General features: G+C 58.5%; 12 protein-coding genes. 4 read left to right on the top strand and 8 right to left on the bottom strand.

All coding sequences use genetic code 11. The features are described from left to right. The first annotated feature begins 43 nt into the window (after positions 1-43). Positions 44-1,207, top strand: a complete 1,164-nt coding sequence (locus WJM78_RS08870) for a PLP-dependent aspartate aminotransferase family protein (protein ID WP_339015178.1) — start codon at positions 44-46, stop codon at positions 1,205-1,207. Between the two features lie 88 nt (positions 1,208-1,295). Here WJM78_RS08870 and WJM78_RS08865 read toward each other — a convergent pair whose 3' ends face one another. Both WJM78_RS08865 and asd read right to left on the bottom strand, forming a co-directional pair. Next, positions 1,296-4,076, bottom strand: coding sequence for a pitrilysin family protein (locus tag WJM78_RS08865; RefSeq protein WP_339015176.1), 2,781 nt, complete (start codon positions 4,074-4,076; stop codon positions 1,296-1,298). 614 nt (positions 4,077-4,690) lie between these two features. After that, positions 4,691-5,806, bottom strand: a complete 1,116-nt coding sequence (asd, locus tag WJM78_RS08860; RefSeq protein ID WP_339015174.1) for an aspartate-semialdehyde dehydrogenase — start codon at positions 5,804-5,806, stop codon at positions 4,691-4,693. 533 nt (positions 5,807-6,339) lie between these two features. Between asd and ycaO the strand changes: the two genes are divergently transcribed. From ycaO to pflB, 3 genes are all read left to right on the top strand, one after another. After that, complete coding sequence (gene ycaO, locus WJM78_RS08855; RefSeq protein WP_339015172.1) at positions 6,340-8,100, top strand: 30S ribosomal protein S12 methylthiotransferase accessory factor YcaO; 1,761 nt, start codon at positions 6,340-6,342, stop codon at positions 8,098-8,100. Positions 8,101-8,479: 379 nt separating this feature from the next. Next, complete coding sequence (gene focA / locus WJM78_RS08850) at positions 8,480-9,328, top strand: formate transporter FocA (RefSeq protein WP_042039345.1); 849 nt, start codon at positions 8,480-8,482, stop codon at positions 9,326-9,328. A 45-nt stretch (positions 9,329-9,373) separates the two neighbouring features. After that, positions 9,374-11,656 carry a formate C-acetyltransferase gene (gene pflB, locus WJM78_RS08845; protein WP_275930176.1) on the top strand — a complete coding sequence of 761 codons (2,283 nt, stop codon included), beginning with the start codon at positions 9,374-9,376 and terminating at the stop codon, positions 11,654-11,656. Between the two features lie 404 nt (positions 11,657-12,060). Here the strand turns inward: pflB and WJM78_RS08840 are convergent, their stop codons facing one another. From WJM78_RS08840 to sucA, 6 genes are all read right to left on the bottom strand, one after another. Further along, positions 12,061-12,498 (bottom strand): YcgN family cysteine cluster protein, encoded by a 438-nt coding sequence (locus WJM78_RS08840; RefSeq protein ID WP_212513751.1) that lies wholly within the window; start codon positions 12,496-12,498, stop codon positions 12,061-12,063. A gap of 536 nt (positions 12,499-13,034) precedes the next feature. After that, complete coding sequence (locus tag WJM78_RS08835) at positions 13,035-13,502, bottom strand: GNAT family N-acetyltransferase (protein WP_339015170.1); 468 nt, start codon at positions 13,500-13,502, stop codon at positions 13,035-13,037. Between the two features lie 231 nt (positions 13,503-13,733). Next, the gene (sucD, locus tag WJM78_RS08830; protein ID WP_108537619.1) at positions 13,734-14,606 is read right to left on the bottom strand and encodes a succinate--CoA ligase subunit alpha; all 873 of its coding nucleotides are present in this window, start codon (positions 14,604-14,606) and stop codon (positions 13,734-13,736) included. Continuing rightward, the gene (sucC, locus tag WJM78_RS08825; protein WP_108537620.1) at positions 14,606-15,772 is read right to left on the bottom strand and encodes an ADP-forming succinate--CoA ligase subunit beta; all 1,167 of its coding nucleotides are present in this window, start codon (positions 15,770-15,772) and stop codon (positions 14,606-14,608) included. Before sucC ends, sucD begins: the two co-directional genes overlap by 1 nt. 121 nt (positions 15,773-15,893) lie before the next feature. Beyond that, on the bottom strand, positions 15,894-17,078 hold the full coding sequence (odhB, locus tag WJM78_RS08820) for a 2-oxoglutarate dehydrogenase complex dihydrolipoyllysine-residue succinyltransferase (protein WP_339015168.1): 1,185 nt from the start codon (positions 17,076-17,078) through the stop codon (positions 15,894-15,896). A 33-nt stretch (positions 17,079-17,111) separates the two neighbouring features. Next, the gene (gene sucA, locus WJM78_RS08815; RefSeq protein ID WP_042035499.1) at positions 17,112-19,922 is read right to left on the bottom strand and encodes a 2-oxoglutarate dehydrogenase E1 component; all 2,811 of its coding nucleotides are present in this window, start codon (positions 19,920-19,922) and stop codon (positions 17,112-17,114) included. Positions 19,923-19,999: the final 77 nt, after the last annotated feature.

Below are 19,999 nucleotides of genomic sequence, written 5' to 3'. Positions count from 1 at the left end.
CACAAGCAGTTAAGCCACAGCCTGGCAATGACGGAGTAATAGAATGAAATTCAAAACCATGAGCGTGCACAGCGGCCAACGGATCGATCCCCAGACCGGCGCCCTCACCACCCCGATCTATCAGAGCAGCACCTTCAGCTACTTCAATGCCCAGGCGGGCAAGGAGCGTTTCGCAGGTCAGGCCCCCGGCTTTATCTACAGCCGCTTTGGCAACCCCACCACAGCCGAGCTGGAGCAGAAACTGGCCGCCCTTGAGGGCGCCGACGAAGCGCTGGTGGTGGCAAGCGGCATGGCAGCGGTCAGCGCCATCATGTATGCCCTGGCCGACTGCGGCGATGAGGTAGCCTATATCGGCCCGCTCTATGGCGGTACCGATGTGTTTCTCAAACAGACCTTCAGCCGCGCTGGCATCACAGTCACCGCCTACGAGAGCGATCAGGATCTGCTGGCCAATATTCGCCCCGCCACCAAGGTGGTACTGTTCGAAACCCTGACCAACCCCACCCTCAAGGTGGTGGATCCACGACTGGTGGTGGAAGCAGCCCGCAAGGTGGGCGCCATCAGCGTGTGTGACAACACCTTCCTCACCCCCTATCTGCTGCGTCCGCTGGAGCTTGGCATCGATATCGTGATGCACAGCGGCACCAAGTATCTGGGTGGCCACGGCGACATCATCGCCGGGGTAGTGGCTGGCTCCCACGCGCTGATGAAATCTATCCGCACCGTGGCCCTCAAGCATATCGGCTCCCCCATAGGCCCGCAGGAGGCCTACCTGCTGCAACGGGGAGTCAAGACCCTGCCACTGCGCATGGATGCCCACCTGCACAACGCGCAGAAAGTGGCCGGGTTCCTGGCCGCCCACCCGGCGGTGAAGAAGGTGATCTACCCGGGCCTCGTCAGCCACCCGGGCCACGATGCCCTCGGCGCCTTCGCCAGTGGCTTTGGCGGCATGGTGAGCATAGAGCTGGAAGGCGGCTTTGCCCGCTGTGCCACCCTGCTCGACAACCTGCAGCTGTTCGTGCAGGCGGTGAGTTTGGGCGATCTGGAGAGCCTGGCCTGCCATCCGGCCAGCACCACCCACGCCGCCATGGACGAGGCGAGCCGTCTCGCCGCCGGAGTGAATGACGATCTCATCCGCTTCAGCATCGGGGTAGAAGATGCCGACGATCTGATCGCCGATCTGGCGGCGGCGCTGGCCGTCGCCTGATGCCCTGGCCCCTTTCACGGCTTAAAAAAACAGCCCGCCCCCTGAAAATGGGGCGGGCTGTTGATATCAGCACCGAAAAACACCCTCATCAAGGTGCGGCAGAGAGCCGCTGCACCGGCCAACCCAGGGTGGCGAGCGCGGGAGCCAGCACCTTGGCATCCCCCACCACCAGGATCACCATGTCATCGGGGTCGAGCCAGCGGCGGGCCAAGTCTCGCAAGGTGAGTGTCGACAGCTGGCTGACCGTCCGTACCCGCTGCTCCACATAATCCTGCGGCCACTGCGCCAGCAAGATGGGCAGCATGTACTCCACCTCCTGCGGCAGCGTCTCGTAGTCCAGCGCCTGACGGTTGAGCACACCTTCACTCAGGGTACGCACCTCCAGTCGGGTCGGGCCCTGCCGCTGGTATTTGTCGAGCTCTTGCAGGATCTGCTGCAGGGCGGCCCGGGTCACCTCGGTGCGCACGCTGCTTTGCAGCAGAAAATAACCCGCCTGACTGTTGCCACTGAAGGCGGTATCGATGAAGTAGGTGTATCCCAGCTCTTCACGCAGGCGGATATGCAGCCGATCCGCCAGGGAGGCATTCATCAACCCGGCCAGGAACTGCTCACCAAACCCGTCGTTCGCCATGGCGCGGCGCCCCATGCGAACAAGGCTCTGGCTGGCGCCGGGATTATCCAGCAGATAGATGGCCCGTTTGGCCTGCTGGCCGGTAAAGCCGAGGGGCCGCAGGCTGGGCGACTGCCCCTCTGGCTCAACCAGAAAAGAGAGTGCACTCACCACCTTCTCCTGCGCCAGATCCCCGCTCACCACCACCTTGGCCTCCCCGCTGCGATAGACAGACCGATAGAAGGCGCGCACATCATCCAGGGTCAGAGATTGCCACTGTGCCTGTGGATCCGGCACCCTGGCCAAACCGTCGATCAGCGCATGAAACTGCTGATCGGCCTGCCACTGGGGCTCTCGCACTTGCTGCTTCAACCATTGCTGGGTCTGGAGCTTGAGGCGCTGGAAATCTGCCGGTCGCAAGGCTGGCTGCAACAACAGCTCCCTTACCAGCGCCAGCGTCTCATCGAAGTGGGAGGTCATCCCCTGCACCGTGATCTGGCTGTAGCCTGCCTCATAGCCAAAACTGAGGCTGGCGCCCAGCTGACGCGCCCGCTCCTCAATGGCGGCAGCCTGCCACTGCTCACTGCCCTGGGAAAGCATGCCGGCAGTCAGATCAGCCAGTCCGGCCTTGCCCTCTGGCTCGGCCCGAGACCCACCAGGCCAGTTGATGCGCATGACAAAAGCGGGCACCTCATCGCTGTAGTGACCGAGCAAGGAGACCCGCCCCCCCAGGCTGGCTTGCCACAAGGTGGGCAGTGGCACGGGCAACGCCCCGCCACTGGCCGGTTCCTGACGCCGGTCCAGGGTCTCCTTGACTGGGCGTGAGTGCAAGAGAGGCCCTACCAGGGTACGCGGCAAGGGGGGCGGTTCGACAAAATTGACCGGACCGGCCTGCCACGCTTGATGCGCCTCGGGCACCACGCTCAGCACCACCCGGGGTTTGTGCAGTACATAGTGGTCCAGGACCCGTTTTACCTCGGCGGGTGTCACCCGCGCCATCCGTTCGAGATAGCGATGCAGGTAATTGGGCTCCTGAAACAGGCTGTGGCCCGTGCCCAATAATTCCGCCTTACCGGCCATACTGTCCAGCGACCAAATCTGGTTGGCACGCAAGGCATTGGCAGAGTGCTCGAGCCGGGCCCTGGGGACGCCCTCCTGGGCCAGTCTGGCAATGACACCGTCAATCTCGCGCTTGATGGGTTCAAGCTCGGCGCCCTGATCCAGATTCGGAATAGCCTGGATCACCAGCATACAGGCGAGCACGCCGCACTCATGACGGGCAGACACGAACACCAGCTTGCCACTCTGTTGCAACTGTTGTTGCAGCAGGCCACTGGCGGAGCCCCCCAGTTGATCGGCCAGCAGATCGAGGGCTTCAAAACCCGGGTCCTGGGCCGACACGGTCGGATAGGCCAGCACCAGCATGGGGTCCTGTACCTGGGCTGTCAGGGTACGATACCGACTCTTTTTCAGCGCCACAGGCCGGGGCACAGAGCGAGCCTGACCGGGGGCTGGCGACAAGGTGCCGAAGTAGCGTTCGACCCAGGCCAGGGTTTGCGCCGGCTGAATATCTCCGCCGATCACCAGAGTGGCATTATTGGGGCCATACCAGCGCAGGAAAAACTGGCGCACGTCCTCCAGGGTGAGGCGATCCAGATCCGCCATCCTGCCAAACGGCGTGTTGAAATAGGGGTGATTGGGTGGATAGAGGGTACGGTTCAACACCTCCAGCACCCGGCCATAGGCAAGCGTGTCGACCAGGTCGGCTCGCTCGTTCCTGACCACGTCACGCTTGGCGTCAAACGTTTGCTGATAGAGCGCATCCAGCAGAAACCCCATGCGATCCGACTCCAGCCAGAGCACTTTCTCCAGCTGATTGGCCGGCACCGTCTGGTAATAGCGAGTTTGATCCCGTGTCGTCAGCCCGTTGATGTCACGCCCCCCCACCTGCTGCAGCAGACGGATATGCCCCTCCTCCCGCACATGGGCAGAGCCCTGAAACATCATGTGTTCGAACAAATGCGCCATGCCGGACTGACCTGGCACCTCTTGCGCAAGCCCGACCCGATAATTCACTTCCACATGCACCAGCGGATCCGAGTGATCCTGCGTCAGTATCACCGTCAGACCGTTATCCAGCCGATATTGCTGATAAGGCACGATCAGCGGATTGGCTACTCTCTTCTGCTCCTTGATCAGCACAGGGCCAGCCAGGGCAACACCACAGAATAAATACAATAGACTCCACGTGACTCTCATGTGTTTCCCAATTCTCAAGCCTGAACATTATTATTGTTTTCTGTTGTTGCACTTACGTCATATTCACGCCAATTCGCCAGCCGCCCCATCATTCATCTCTATTCGTATGATGAGATGAACCATGCTGGCAGGCCAGAATGCTGGCGACACATCGTCAGGTGACTGAACCTTATATCAATATTTGCCCGCCATGGGTGCCATGCCTGCACACGGGCAGCACACAGGGCCAAGGCCGCCAAGTGTAATCAATCGGGGCCCTGAGGGATATCTTGCGGGCATTTTCATTTGTAACAAGCGATGAGATGAGCAGAGAAAAGCATTCAGCATGGCCACCACAAGCCTTATTTCCAACGTGGATTAATTACCCTGTTTCAAGGTGTTAAAAGGCGCACATGCATGCATTCATCACTGGAGTAACGATTTACTGTTGAGTCAGGAGAAAATAAGCAACCGGAAATGAATAATATCAATTCGATAAATAACGAGACGATTCCTCTGCATGAGCACTGTCAGGGTGACTCTGCTATTGCACCAGAAAGCCCACACTCTTCGCGCTAAAACAGGCAAAAAAACAGGGGGCCGCGGCCCCCTGCTTCACACTCACCCAGGTTGGATCAACCGCGATCCAGCAGTATGTTGAGCATGCGGCGCAGCGGTTCGGCGGCGCCCCACAGCAGCTGGTCGCCCACGGTGAAAGCGGCCAGGTATTCCGGGCCCATGCTCAGCTTGCGCAGACGCCCCACCGGGATGCTGAGGGTGCCGGTGACGGCAGCCGGAGTCAGCTCGCGGGCGGTGATGTCGCGATCGTTGGGGATCACCTTCACCCAGTCGTTGTGCGCGGCCAGCAGGGCTTCGATCTCAGCCAGCGGCACGTCCTGTTTCAACTTGATGGTAAACGCCTGGCTGTGGCAGCGCAGGGCACCGATCCGCACGCACAGACCATCCACCGGGATGGCGGCATCTTCGATCCCCAAGATCTTGTTGGTCTCGGCCTGGCCCTTCCACTCTTCGCGGCTCTGGCCATTGTCGAGTTTGGTGTCGATCCAGGGGATGAGGCCACCGGCCAACGGCACACCGAAGTTGTCCACCGGCAGGGTGCCGGAGCGGGTCTTTTCGGTGATCTTGCGCTCGATATCGAGGATGGCAGAGGCGGGATCAGCCAGCTCCACCGCCACTTCGTCGCGCAGCAGGCCCATCTGGGTGACCAGCTCGCGCATGTGGCGGGCACCGCCGCCGGAGGCTGCCTGATAGGTGGCCACGCTCACCCACTCCACCAGATCGGCCTTAAACAGGCCACCGAGGGCCAGCAGCATCAGGCTGACGGTGCAGTTGCCGCCAACGAAGGTCTTGATGCCGTCGTTCAGGGCATGCTCAATCACGTCGCCGTTGACCGGATCCAGAATGATGACGGCGTCTTTCTCCATCCGCAGGGAGGAGGCAGCGTCAATCCAGTAGCCTTGCCAGCCAGCGGCTTTCAGGCGGGGATAGACATCCTTGGTGTAGTCGCCGCCTTGCGCCGTGATGATGATATCCTGTTCGGCCAGCGCCTCGATATCGAAGGCGTCCTGCAGGGTACCGGCATCCACGCCGACATTGGGGGCGGCCTCACCGGCCTGGGAGGTGGTGAAGAAGGTGGGTTGAATGCGGGCAAAATCCTTCTCTTCCAGCATCCGGCTCATCAGTACCGAACCCACCATGCCACGCCAACCGACCAAACCTACTTTTTTCATAATGTCCTACCCTGGATAGCTGCTATTGAAACTGTGTATTGAAACCCGTAACCCCTTGTCCGGCGTGGGCCGTTCACAAGTAGATTACAAAATACGTGTTGCGAAAAATGCGTCTGCCCACATTACGGATTGTGACGGCGGGTGCAAGTCGAATTGCGCAATATTCTGTGCCGTTCGCTGCAATATCCGCCAGCTGGCCCCCAGGAGACGACCCTGCTGACCCCGCTACCATGGGGATGAGCGGGCTGTTCTCGCCATGCTGGCCAAACAGGCCGCTCGGTACCGCCTACGCAGTCGATACCAAGCGGATGTGGAGCTGGCTGTTCAACGCGCCCGCCCCTCGTCCGCATACTGTGCCTGCTGCTGATCATCGGCGGGATCCCGGGCCTGAAGTTTATCGGCTGACCCGACTGCCGATCCCGGATCTGTCGATAGCTAAACGGGGCCCTGTCCCCGTTTTTTGCCTGCCAAACGCGCCGACCCCTGCTATTATCTGCGGCCAAACATGAGCCAATAAAAATCAGGATATTGTGATGACCGACCACACTTTTATTCCCGGCAAGGACGCGGCACTGGAAGACTCCATCGACCGTTTCCAGACCAAGCTGCAAGCCCTGGGGTTTAATATCGAAGAGGCCTCTTGGCTCAATCCCGTGCCCAACGTCTGGTCCGTGCACATCCGGGACAAGGAGTGCGCCCTCTGTTTCACCAACGGCAAGGGTGCCAGCAAGAAGGCGGCGCTGGCCTCGGCCCTTGGCGAATATTTCGAGCGTCTCTCCACCAACTACTTCTTCGCCGACTTCTATCTGGGCGAGCAGGTAGCCAACGGCGACTTCGTTCACTACCCGAACGAGAAGTGGTTCCCCATCGTGGGGGATCAGTTCCCCGCTGGCCTGCTCGACAGCTTTACCCGCAAGTTCTACAACCCGGACGGCGAAGTGACCGCCGACATGCTGGTGGATCTGCAGTCGAACAACGAGGAGCGCGGTATCGTCGCGCTGCCGTTTGAGCGCCAATCCGATCACGAGACCGTCTATATCCCGATGAACATCATCGGCAACCTCTATGTTTCCAACGGCATGAGCGCCGGCAACACCCGCACCGAAGCGCGCACTCAGGCGCTCTCCGAGGTGTTCGAGCGCCACGTGAAGAACAAGATCATCGCCGAGGCCCTGAGCCTGCCGCTGATCCCGGCGGAAGTGATTGCCCGTTATCCGGGGATTGCTGCCTCCATCGCGGCGCTGGAAGCGGAAGGTTTCCCGATTTACAGCTTCGATGCCTCACTGGGTGGCCGCTATCCGGTCATCTGCGTGGTGCTGCTCAACCCGAGCAACGGCACCTGCTTTGCCTCCTTCGGTGCCCACCCGCGCTTCGAAGTGGCCTTCGAGCGCACCGTCACCGAACTGCTGCAAGGACGTGGTCTCAAAGATCTCGACGTGTTTGTACCGCCGTCATTTGATAACGAACAGGTCGCAGATCACCACAACCTGGAGACCCACTTCATTGACTCCTCGGGCCTCATCAGCTGGGATCTGTTCAAGCAGGATGCGGACTTCGCGTTCGCCGACTGGGATTTTCGCGGCACCTCGCAGGAGGAGTTCGATCATCTGATCGGCATCTTCCACGAGCTGGAGCAGCCGGTCTACATCGCCGACTACGAGCACCTGGGCGTCTACGCCTGCCGCATTCTGGTGCCGGGCATGTCCGACATCTATCCGGCCGAGGACTTGCTGCTGGCCAACAACAACATGGGGGCCAACCTGCGCGAAGTGATCCTGGCGCTGCCATCACTTGATTGGGATGCCGAGCAGTATATGGCGTTGTTTGATCAACTGGATGAAGAGGGGCACGACGAACGCACCCGTGTGCGTGAGCTGCTGGGCATCGCCGCCGCCAAGGGCTCCGCCCTGCACACCCTGCGCGTCGGTGAGCTGAAAGCCATGCTGGCACTGGCCGCCGGTGAGCTGGAGACGGCACTGGATCTCATCGACTGGACCATGGAGTTCAACCAGTCGGTGTTCCCGGCGGATCGCGCCAACTATTACCGTGCCCTGCGTGCCTGCGTCGAGCTGTTCATCGACGAGGAGCGGGATCCGGAGCAGTACCGCGCCGTGTTTACCCGCATGTATGGCGAAGAGACATTGGCACAGGCATGGGCCAACGCCAGCGGCGAAGCGCGTTTCCACGGACTGGAGGCGGCCGACTTGTCGCTCGCCCAATTCCCTCAGCACCAGAAGCTGCTGGCAGCGTATGAAAAGCTGCAAAAAGCCAAGCGAGCCCATCATTGGGCCTGATGTGGTAGTCTTTGGGGGGCCTTGATGGCCCCTTTTGCTTTATGGTGCCCCGGCAGGGGATGTGTTATTCAATGATGAAATAAAAAACAAAAAATACCTCTTAGGGGGTTGCCAACGCCGAGTCCATGATGTGAGGAGGATGAAAAGATGCCTTGCCAGCACACCTTTTCAAACCTGACCAATAAATTCTTTAAAATCATTATATTAAAAAACCGGCATTTCTGTTTCAGCTGAAACCTAGTGTAACGGGAAGCTTCCAGGGGACTCAAATTTTTGTAGTAAAATTACATTCACAATCTGCAATTCTTGATCGGAGTCAATTTTGACGATCTGGCCCTTTGTTATGATTTCCACAGGCAAAACAGCAGGTACATGAGAATTGAAAGCAGAATCTCCCTTTGATTGTCTCAAGCCAGAAGCCATCGCTGCACTGGCAGAAGATATAACCTATGCCAAGGCAACCAAACCGGCATGCAAGGTCATCCCTCTGGCCATCACAGCAGGCGCTTTCATCGCCATCGCTTTTGTCTTTTTTATCACAGTCACCACGGGTACCGGCAATGTCGCCTGGGGCCTCAGCAAGCTGGTCGGCGGACTCTGTTTCTCCCTCGGTCTTATCCTCTGTGTGCTACTCGGTGCCGAGCTGTTCACCTCCAGCACCCTGACGCTGGTCGCCAAAGCGGCCAATCGCATCACCTGGGGCCAACTGCTCAAGAACTGGGGTCTGGTCTACTTCGGCAACCTCATCGGCGGTCTCATCATAGTCGCGCTCATCATCATGTCGGCCCAATACATGGCGGCAAATGGTCAGTGGGGCCTGAACGCCCTGAAAGTGGCCCAGCACAAGATCCATCACACCTTCTTCGAGGCCCTTGCCCTCGGTATTCTGTGCAACCTCATGGTGTGTCTCGCCGTGTGGATGGCCTTCGGCGCCCGCAGTGCTACCGACAAGGTAATGGTCATGCTGCTCCCCGTCGCCATGTTCGTGGCCTCCGGTTTCGAGCACAGCATCGCAAACATGTTTATGATCCCGGTCGGTATCGCTATCCATGCGGTAGCAGGCCCGGAATTTTGGCAGGCTGTCGGCCAGGATCCGGCGACCTTCGCCGACTTGACCGTATCCAACTTCGTCCTACACAACCTCATTCCCGTCACCATTGGTAATATCATTGGTGGTGGCGTCATGGTTGGTCTGACTTACTGGTTTATCTTCCGTCGTCATCATTAAGGATGATTGCGGGATACTACATCAATACCGTGTGAGGTAATGAAAATGGCAGAACTTAACGAACAGTTCCAAAAAGCATGGGAAGGCTTCGCGGCCGGTGAATGGCAGTCCTCTGTCAACACTCGTGACTTCATCCAGAAGAACTACACCCCGTATGAAGGTGACGAGTCCTTCCTGGCTGGCGCGACCGACGCGACCACCAAGCTGTGGGACAAGGTCATGGAAGGCATCAAAATCGAGAACCGCACTCATGCGCCGGTCGATTTTGATACTGACCTGCCCTCCACCATTACCGCTCACGATGCCGGCTATATCGATCAGAGCCTGGAGCAAATTGTAGGTCTGCAGACCGACAAGCCGCTCAAGCGCGCCATCATCGCCAACGGCGGTATCAAGATGGTTAAAACGTCTTGCGAAGTGTACGGTCGTCAACTGGACCCGATGGTCGAGAAGATCTTCACCGAGTACCGCAAGACTCACAACCAGGGCGTGTTTGACGTTTACACCAAAGACATCCTGAACTGCCGTAAGTCTGGTGTTATCACCGGTCTGCCGGATGCCTACGGCCGTGGCCGTATCATAGGTGACTACCGTCGTGTTGCCCTGTACGGCATCGACTTCCTGATGGCCGACAAACTGGCCCAGTTCAAGTCCCTGCAAGCTGACCTGGAAAACGGCGTCAACCTGGAAGCCACCATCCGTCTGCGCGAAGAGATCTCCGAGCAGTACCGTGCCCTGGCACAGATGAAGGTCATGGCTGCCAAGTACGGTTGCGATATCTCCGTACCGGCCAAGACCGCCAAAGAAGCCGTCCAGTGGACCTACTTCGCCTACCTGGCGGCAGTCAAGTCCCAGAACGGTGCTGCCATGTCCTTCGGTCGTACCTCCAGCTTCCTGGACGTGTACATCGAGCGTGACATCAAAAAAGGCGTGCTCACCGAGCAAGAAGCCCAGGAGCTGATGGACCACATGGTCATGAAGCTGCGCATGGTTCGCTTCCTGCGTACCCCTGAGTACGATTCACTGTTCTCCGGCGACCCCATGTGGGCGACCGAGACCCTGGCAGGTATGGGCGTTGATGGCCGTACCCTGGTCACCAAGAACAGCTTCCGTATGCTGAACACCCTGTACACCATGGGCCCGTCCCCTGAGCCGAACCTGACCATCCTGTGGTCCGAGAAGCTGCCGGTCGGTTTCAAGAAGTACTGCGCCAAGGTATCTATCGAGACCTCTTCTGTTCAGTACGAAAACGACGACTTGATGCGTCCGGACTTCAACAACGATGACTATGCCATCGCTTGCTGTGTGTCCCCGATGATCGTCGGCAAACAGATGCAGTTCTTCGGTGCTCGTGCCAACCTGGCCAAGACCATGCTGTATGCAATCAACGGCGGTATGGATGAGAAACTCAAGATCCAGGTCGGTCCCAAGACCGAGATGGTGACCTCCGAGTTCCTCGACTACAACGACGTGATGGCTCGTCTGGATCACTTCATGGACTGGCTGGCCAAGCAGTACGTGGCAGCCCTGAACATCATCCACTACATGCACGACAAGTACAGCTACGAAGCCTCCCTGATGGCGCTGCACGACCGTGATGTGTATCGCACCATGGCTTGCGGCATCGCCGGTCTGTCCGTTGCGGCTGACTCCCTGTCTGCCATCAAGTACGCCAAGGTCAAGCCGGTTCGTGACGAAGATGGCGTGGCCATCGACTTCGAAATCGATGGTGAGTACCCGCAGTTCGGTAACAACGACGCTCGCGTCGATGATATCGCCTGTGACCTGGTAGAACGCTTCATGAAGAAAATTCAGAAGCTCAACACCTACCGTGGCGCCGTGGCTACCCAATCCGTACTGACCATCACCTCCAACGTGGTGTATGGCAAGAAAACGGGTAACACCCCGGATGGCCGTCGTTCCGGTGCGCCGTTCGGCCCGGGTGCCAACCCGATGCACGGTCGTGACCAGAAGGGTGCGGTTGCTTCCCTGACTTCCGTCGCCAAGCTGCCGTTCGCTTACGCCAAAGATGGTATCTCCTATACCTTCTCCATCGTGCCGAACGCCCTGGGCAAAGACATGGAAGCGCAGAAATCCAACCTGGCGGGTCTGATGGACGGTTACTTCCATCACGAGACCAACCTGGAAGGTGGTCAGCACCTGAACGTGAACGTGATGAACCGTGAAATGCTGCTGGACGCCATGGAAGACCCGGAGAAGTATCCGCAGTTGACCATCCGCGTATCCGGTTATGCCGTTCGCTTCAACTCTTTGACCAAAGAGCAACAGCAAGACGTCATCACCCGTACCTTCACCGCTTCTCTGTAATCGCTTATTGCCAAGCAAGAGTTGCAGTGACTAAAAACCGGCGCCCAGGCGCCGGTTTTTTTATGTCTGTTTGCCCGCAGTCATCCACTCGATAGGGATCTGACAGCCCTCCCCCTTCACCAGGAAGTGACTGGGATGGATTCTCCCTTCCCCCTCTTGCCCCCGTCTTTTCCCTCTTTTCAATAAAACGGAAAGCCGCAACGGGAGCCTTCGATAGTCCCCCATAGCCCCCGCAAGGCGTGCTCAGTGCACTCTCTCACAGGGAAGGTGCAGGATGAGGCAGAGCCTGTGTATCGCTCGTAGCAGGCCACCAGCTAGCAACAGGGGCAGAAGAGTATGACTCCCCTGCCCCTGCGGCATATCAACGGTACTGTGGGCCGGATAACGGCTTGGCCGATCCGGGTTCAGCTCGCCCAGGTGATGATGTGATCGATCCACTCACCGGCATGGGCTTCGTGGACCACCTTGCCGCGCACCGACTGACCGGCCTGATGCATGGCGGAGCGACTGCCGGTGATCAGCGGATGCCATTCGGGCAGGGTCTGCCCCTCGGCCAGCAGCCGGTAGGCACAGGTCGAGGGCAGCCAGTCATACTCGGCAATCTTGTCGACCGTGATCTGCAGGCAATCGGGCTCTTTCTGGAAGCGGTTGCCGTAATCGGAACACTGGCAGGTCTTGGTATTGAGCAGATCGCAGGCGACGTTGGTGAACACCAGTTCGTCGGTGTCCTCGTCAATAAGCTTGTTCAGGCAGCACTTGCCGCAGCCGTCACACAGGGACTCCCACTCCGTCATGGTCATCTGTTGCAGGCTCTTTTCCTGCCAAAAAGGAGTTGGCTGCATTTTCTCGACTTGCTGCATGGAGGGGCTCGCTAAATAGACCAGTAAAGCGCGTGGTTATACGCCTTATGGCCCGATTTTTCAAGATAAACGGGGAAACGCCTGATCTGCACAAGGTTGGATAAACAGTGTGATTCGCTGCGCTAAGCGCCAACCTATTACATTTTTAGTTTGTAGGGCGGGTAATCCACCGTTTACCAAAGCCCAGCAATCGAGAATGATAAATGGGGCGTTTTCTTTATAATGGCTTCGCGAGCCTCCGATTACGCCTACCGGTTAATCGAACCTACCGCTCTCATATAAAAAGGTATTTAAGAACGGGGATGATAATCCGCTGAGCCTACAAAACCCACCTTTTACTTTTATCCATAAAAATGCCGCCCATCGTGAAGTGAACCCCATTTATTAGAGATAACGGGCTAACGAGCATTACCAGCCGGTGACTTCACGCAGGGCCTTGCCGATATCGGCGAACGACCGCACGGTTTTCACGCGTATAATAGGCTGACCGAGTGCAGTACACGCTTTTTCAACAATATTTATGTGGCGGCATGCCATACCATGATGGTGGTTTCCCAGTGACCATGGGTTGATTGATGTATCGCGTTGAAGCCTTGGTCACGATAAAAGTCAACGTTATGTGTTTCGCACTGCAAGTACAAAGTCGAAACACCACGGGAAACCGCCATTTCTCTAGCCGCGCTCATCAATTTTTTGGCGATACCTTTTCGGCGATGCGCCGATGGAACATAGACGCCTCCGATCCAAAACTCATATTCAGGGTATTTTTTATTTTCCTGAATTTTCAGCTCCAATGTTCCAACCAGTTCCTCCTCGTCATGTGCGACCAGACTAAATGGGATATCCCGATTTGAGGCTTTGATTTCAACTTTTTTACGTACCATCTCTTTCGTAACGTCTTGTACATGAGAGGCCCATTCATCGAAATACCAGTCGACTATTTTCGATACTTCATCTGGATGGTCCGCAAGCAATGAAATTTCCATACATCCTCTTTGCCAAGTAAGCATCATGTCATTCGTGGCGACGAACATTCAGACTCGAGGATGAGCTCGAATCGTCATCGCTATTGGCTTATTTCTCGAATTCTGCGAGCCCTGGCGCAGCACAAATCATTCTTAAATTCGCGAAAATGAACAACCATGTCAAACCATTTGGCATAAAAAATGCCGACCATCAGGTCGGCATTTTGTTTCAGAGATAACAGGCTAAAGAACTTACCAGCCGGTTACTTCACGCAGGGCCTTGCCGATATCGGCAAGGGAACGCACGGTTTTCACGCCGGCATCTTCCAGGGCGGCAAATTTCTCTGCTGCCGTGCCTTTACCACCGGCGATGATGGCGCCCGCATGACCCATGCGCTTGCCAGCCGGGGCGGTCACGCCCGCGATATAGGAGACCACCGGCTTGGTGACGTGGGCCTTGATGTAGGCCGCCGCTTCTTCCTCGGCGCTGCCGCCAATCTCGCCGATCATCACGATGGCTTCGGTCTTGGGATCGTTCTGGAACATCTCCAGAATGTCGATGAAGTTGGAACCCGGGATGGGGTCACCACCGATACCGACACAGGTGGACTGGCCGAAGCCCTCGTCCGTGGTCTGCTTGACCGCTTCGTAGGTCAGGGTGCCTGAGCGGGAGACGATACCCACCTTGCCCGGCTTGTGAATGTGGCCCGGCATGATACCGATCTTGCACTCACCCGGGGTGATCACACCCGGGCAGTTCGGGCCTATCATGCGCACGCCCGTCTCTTGCAGCTTCACCTTGACCTCGAGCATGTCCAGGGTCGGGATGCCTTCGGTGATGGTGACGATGAGCTTGATACCGGCGTCGATGGCTTCCAGGATGGCGTCCTTGCAGAAGGGCGCCGGCACATAGATGACGGAAGCGGTGGCGCCGGTCACTTCGACTGCGTCACGCACGGTGTTGAACACCGGCAGGCCCAGGTGGGTGGTGCCACCCTTGCCCGGCGACACGCCGCCGACCATCTGGGTACCGTAGGCAATCGCCTGTTCGGAGTGGAAAGTACCCTGACCGCCGGTGAAGCCCTGGCAGATCACCTTGGTGTCTTTGTTGATCAGAACGCTCATTATTTGGCCTCCGCTGCTTTAACCACTTGCTGAGCTGCGTCAGTCAGACTCGTTGCGGCGATGATATTGAGGCCGCTGTCGGCCAGTTTACGGGCACCCAGTTCGGCATTGTTGCCTTCCAGACGCACTACCACGGGCACCTTGACCCCCACTTCCTTGACCGCGCCGATAATGCCTTCCGCGATCATGTCGCAACGCACTATGCCGCCGAAGATGTTGACCAGCACGGCCTGCACCTTGCTGTCAGAGAGGATGATCTTGAACGCCTCGGTCACGCGCTCCTTGGTAGCGCCGCCGCCGACGTCCAGGAAGTTGGCCGGTGAGCCGCCGTGCAAATTGACGATGTCCATGGTACCCATGGCCAGACCCGCGCCGTTGACCATGCAGCCGATGTTGCCATCGAGCGCCACATAGTTCAGCTCCCACTGAGCGGCATGCGCTTCGCGGGGGTCATCCTGAGACGGGTCGTGCATCTCGCGCAGCTTGGGCTGACGATACAGCGCGTTGGCGTCGATGTTGATCTTGCCATCCAGGCAGTGCAGGTTGCCCTGGGTCGTGATCACCAGCGGGTTGATTTCCAGCAGGGCGAAGTCGCAATCCAGGAACATCTGACCCAGACCCATGAAGATCTTGGTGAACTGCTTGATCTGATCGCCGACCAGACCCAGCTTGAAGGCCAGCTCGCGCGCCTGATAGGCCTGCGGGCCTACCAGCGGATCGATGGCGGCCTTGTGAATGAGTTCCGGGGTTTCGTGGGCAATCTTTTCAATATCCACGCCACCTTCGGTAGAGGCCATGAAGACCACGCGACGGCTGCCACGATCGACCACGGCGCCCAGATAGAGCTCCTTGGCGATGTCGGTGCAGGATTCCACCAGGATCTTGGTGACCGGCTGACCGTTGGCGTCAGTCTGATAGGTCACCAGGTTCTTGCCGAGCCAGTTCTGGGCAAAGGCGCGGATCTCGTCCTTGCTCTTGGCCAGCTTGACGCCGCCCGCTTTACCGCGGCCACCAGCGTGGACCTGGCACTTGACGACCCAGGTATTGCCGCCAATTTTGTCAGCCGCTTCAGCCGCTTCCTGCGGGGTAGCACAGGCATAACCTTCGGAGACCGGCAGGCCATACTCGGCAAACAGCTTTTTTGCCTGATATTCATGCAGATTCATAGATGCTCTATCCGTGTTGTAGGTATTTCCGTCCGGGGCTCGTGTTTCTCAATCCCCTGTGAATGGGGGCCTGGGCGGCCCCTCGTTATCTTTCTAATTTGCTCGGAATGTCGCTGATTGCCTAGACATCCAGCAACAGACGGGTCGGGTCTTCCAGCAGCTCCTTGATGGAGACCAGGAAGCCCACCGACTCACGACCGTCGACGATGCGGTGATCATAAGAGAGGGCCAGGTACATCATCGGCAGGATCTCGACCTTGCCATCGACTGCCATGGGTCTGTCCTGGATCTTGTGCATCCCCAGGATGGCGCTTTGCGGCGGGTTGATGATGGGGGTGGACATCAGGGAGCCAAACACGCCACCGTTGGTGATGGTGAAGTTGCCGCCGGTCAGTTCATCCACGGTCAGCTTGCCGTCACGGCCCTTGCCCGCCAGATCCTTGATGGCCTTCTCGATGTCGGCCAGGCTCATGTTGTCGCAATCGCGCAGCACGGGCGTCACCAGCCCGCGCGGGGTGGAGACAGCGATACTGACGTCGAAGTAGTTGTGGTAGACGATGTCGTCACCATCCAGCGCCGCGTTCACTTCCGGGTAGCGCTTCAAGGACTCCACTACCGCCTTGACGTAGAAGGACATGAAGCCGAGCTTGATGCCGTGCTTCTTCTCGAAGATCTCGCCGTACTGCTTGCGCAGTTTCATGATGGGCGCCATGTTGATCTCGTTGAAGGTGGTCAGCATGGCGGTGGTGTTTTTGGCTTCCAGCAGACGCTCGGCAATACGCTTGCGCAGACGGGTCATGGGCACACGTTTCTCGGTGCGACCAACCAGCGGCGCTACCGCAGCCACAGGGGCAGCAGCGGCCGGCGCAGCGGCCGGCTTGTTGCCACCCTTGATGAAAGCTTCCACATCTTCCTTGCTGATGCGACCACCTTTACCGGTGCCGGTCAGCTTGGTCACGTCGATGGCATGCTCTGCCACCAGACGGCGTACCGCGGGGCTTAAGGCCTCGGCGCCATCATCGGCAACCGCGTCTACCGGCTTCTCTTTGGTCTCTTCACCGGCCACGGGAGCTGGCTTGAGCGTGGCGATCAGCTGGCGGGACAACACGGTCGCCCCTTCCGCTTGCAGGATGTCGCCGAGGATGCCGGCTTCCGGCGCGGGGACTTCCAGCACGACTTTATCGGTTTCGATGTCAACCAGTACTTCGTCACGGGCAACCAGATCACCCGGCTTCTTGTGCCAAGTGGCGATGGTGGCATCCGCCACTGATTCCGGCAGGTCCGGTACCTTGATCTCGATAGTCATGTAATCAGTTCCTTGTTACTTCTTGTTCAGGGCTTAGGCCAGAGTAAGGGCGTCTTCCACCAGGGCTTTCTGCTGCTTGGTGTGGACCGACATGTAACCGACGGCAGGAGAGGCCGAGGCCGGACGACCGGCATAACGCAGACGGGCACCGCTTGGCAGCACACCATCGTAGTGGTGACGGGTGCAGTACCAAGCACCCTGGTTCTGCGGCTCTTCCTGACACCAGACAAAATCGGTGACGTGGTCGTAATCGGCAAGAATGGCGCGCACTTCTGCTTCCGGGAAGGGATAGAGCTGTTCAATCCGCACCAGGGCCACATCATGCTGCTCGGCCTTGCGACGGGCATCGAGCAGGTCGTAGTAGACCTTGCCGGAGCAGAACACCACCCGTTTGACCCCTTTGGGATCCAGCGCATCGATCTCGCCGATGGCGTTCTGGAAGGTGCCTTGCGCCAGCTCTTCGAGCTTGCTGACCGCCATCGGGTGGCGCAGCAGGGATTTGGGCGACATCACGATGAGCGGGCGGCGCATCGGGCGGATCACCTGGCGACGCAGCATGTGGTAGACCTGAGCCGGGTTGGAGGGCACGCACACCTGCATGTTGTGCTCGGCGCACATTTGCAGATAACGCTCCAGACGGGCGGAGGAGTGCTCCGGGCCCTGGCCCTCGTAACCGTGCGGCAGCAGCATGGTCAAGCCGCACATACGGCCCCACTTTTGCTCGCCGGAGGAGAGGAACTGGTCGATCACCACCTGGGCACCGTTGGCGAAGTCGCCAAACTGGGCTTCCCAGATGGTGAGGCCGGCCGGCTCGGCGCTGGCATAACCGTATTCAAACGCCAGTACCGCCTCTTCAGACAGGACGGAGTCGAAGACTTCGAATGGACCCTGTTCATCGTGGATATTGCACAGCGGCGTGTAGGTGCTGGCATCGTTCTGGTTATGCAGCACGGCGTGGCGGTGGAAGAAGGTGCCACGGCCGGAATCCTGCCCCGTGATGCGGATGCGCGAGCCCTTGGCTACCAACGAGGCGTAGGCCAGGGTCTCGGCAAAGCCCCAGTCCACCAGCTTGTCACCGGCGGCCATGGTGCGTCTGTCTTCGTAAATCTTCTCGACCTGGCGTTGCAATACATGGGCAGCCGGATACTGACTGACCCGCTCACCCAGTGACTTGAGCTCATCAAGCGCCAGGCTGGCGTCATAGTGCATGGCCCAGTCGTGGCCCAAGTACGGGGTCCAGTCGACGGAGTGCAGCTCCATCGGCCGCCACTCCTTGACCACCCGCTCCCCCTTGTCCAGGGCATCGCGATAGTCATTGACCTGGGTAGTGGCCAGCTCCTGGTTGATGCTGCCTTCCGCCACCAGCTGATCGGCGTAGATCTTGCGCGGGGTCGGATGCTGTTTGATCTTCTGGTACATCAAGGGCTGGGTTGCGCTGGGCTCGTCCGCCTCGTTGTGACCGTGACGACGGTAGCAGACCAGCTCGATCACCACGTCGCGTTTGAAGGTGTTGCGGTAATCCAGTGCAATCTGGGTCACCAGCACCACGGCTTCCGGATCGTCACCGTTGACGTGCAGCACGGGGGCCTGCACCGCTTTGGCGATGTCGGTGCAATATTCGGTGGAGCGCACGTCACGCATGTTGGAGGTGGTGAAGCCCACCTGGTTGTTGATGACGATGCGCACAGTCCCGCCCACGCCATAGGCACGGGTCTGGGACATGTTGAAGGTCTCGGCAACCACACCCTGCCCGGCGATGGCCGAGTCACCGTGAATGGTGATGGGCAGGACGCTGGAGCCATCCTTGTCACCCCGTCTGTCCATACGGGCACGGACCGAGCCGATGACCACAGGGTTGACGATTTCGAGGTGAGACGGGTTGAACGCCAGCGCCAGGTGGACGTTGCCGCCCGGGGTCGCAAAATCGGAGGAGAAGCCCATGTGGTACTTCACATCCCCTGTGCCCCAGGACTCGCCATGCTTGCCAGCGAACTCGTCGAACAGCTCCTGTGCCCGTTTGCCAAGCACGTTGATCAGCACGTTCAGGCGACCACGGTGGGCCATGCCGATGACGGCCTCCTTGCAGCCCTGCTCACCGGCGCGACGGATCAGCTCCTTGAGCATGGGCACCATGGCATCGCCCCCTTCCAGCGAGAAGCGCTTGGCACCGGGGAACTTGGCGCCCAGGTATTTTTCCAGCCCTTCGGCGGCGGTCAGGCTCTCGAGGATACGGGTCTTCTCCTCAATGCTATAGCTGCCCTTAGCCTCGATGGATTCGAGTCTGTCCTGCAGCCAGCGTTTCTCCTCGGTGGAGGTAAGGTGCATGTAATCGGCACCTATGCTGCTGCAGTAGGTTTTCTTGAGCGAGGCGTAGAGATCGGAGAGCACCATGGTCTCGCGACCAATCGCGTAGGAGCCCACATTGAAGGTGGCCTCCATGTCGGCGCCCTGCAGGTTGTGGAAGGCAGGATCCAGTTCGGCAACGGTTTCACGGGTCCAGAGTCCCAGGGGATCCAGATTGGCATTCTGGTGACCACGGAAGCGGAAGGCGTTGATCAGTTGCAGCACCCGTACCTGTTTCGCATCCACTTGCGGATCGGACACAGCCGCACTGTAACGGGAGGGATCCTTGGCCAAACGACGGAAATAATCGCGGACTCGGGAATGAGGTTGTTCTACCGCATGGCCATTGACCTGAGGCAGCTGTTCAAACAGGCTGCGCCACTCGTCGGCTACGGATTCGGGGTCTTCCAGAAAGGATTCGTACAAATCCTCAATATAGCTTGCATTCGCACCAGCCAGGTGAGATGACTCCAACCAGGCCTTCATCACGCCGTTATGCATTTCTATCCCTTGTACATCTTGTTCACTGCAGCGCAGCTTGTAGGGTTTAAATAGCCATCCTGCCATGGGGACGGATG

Source organism: Aeromonas popoffii (assembly GCF_037818705.1).
In the GTDB taxonomy this organism is placed as follows: domain Bacteria; phylum Pseudomonadota; class Gammaproteobacteria; order Enterobacterales; family Aeromonadaceae; genus Aeromonas; species Aeromonas popoffii.
This window is presented reverse-complemented; position numbering and strand designations above follow the sequence as displayed.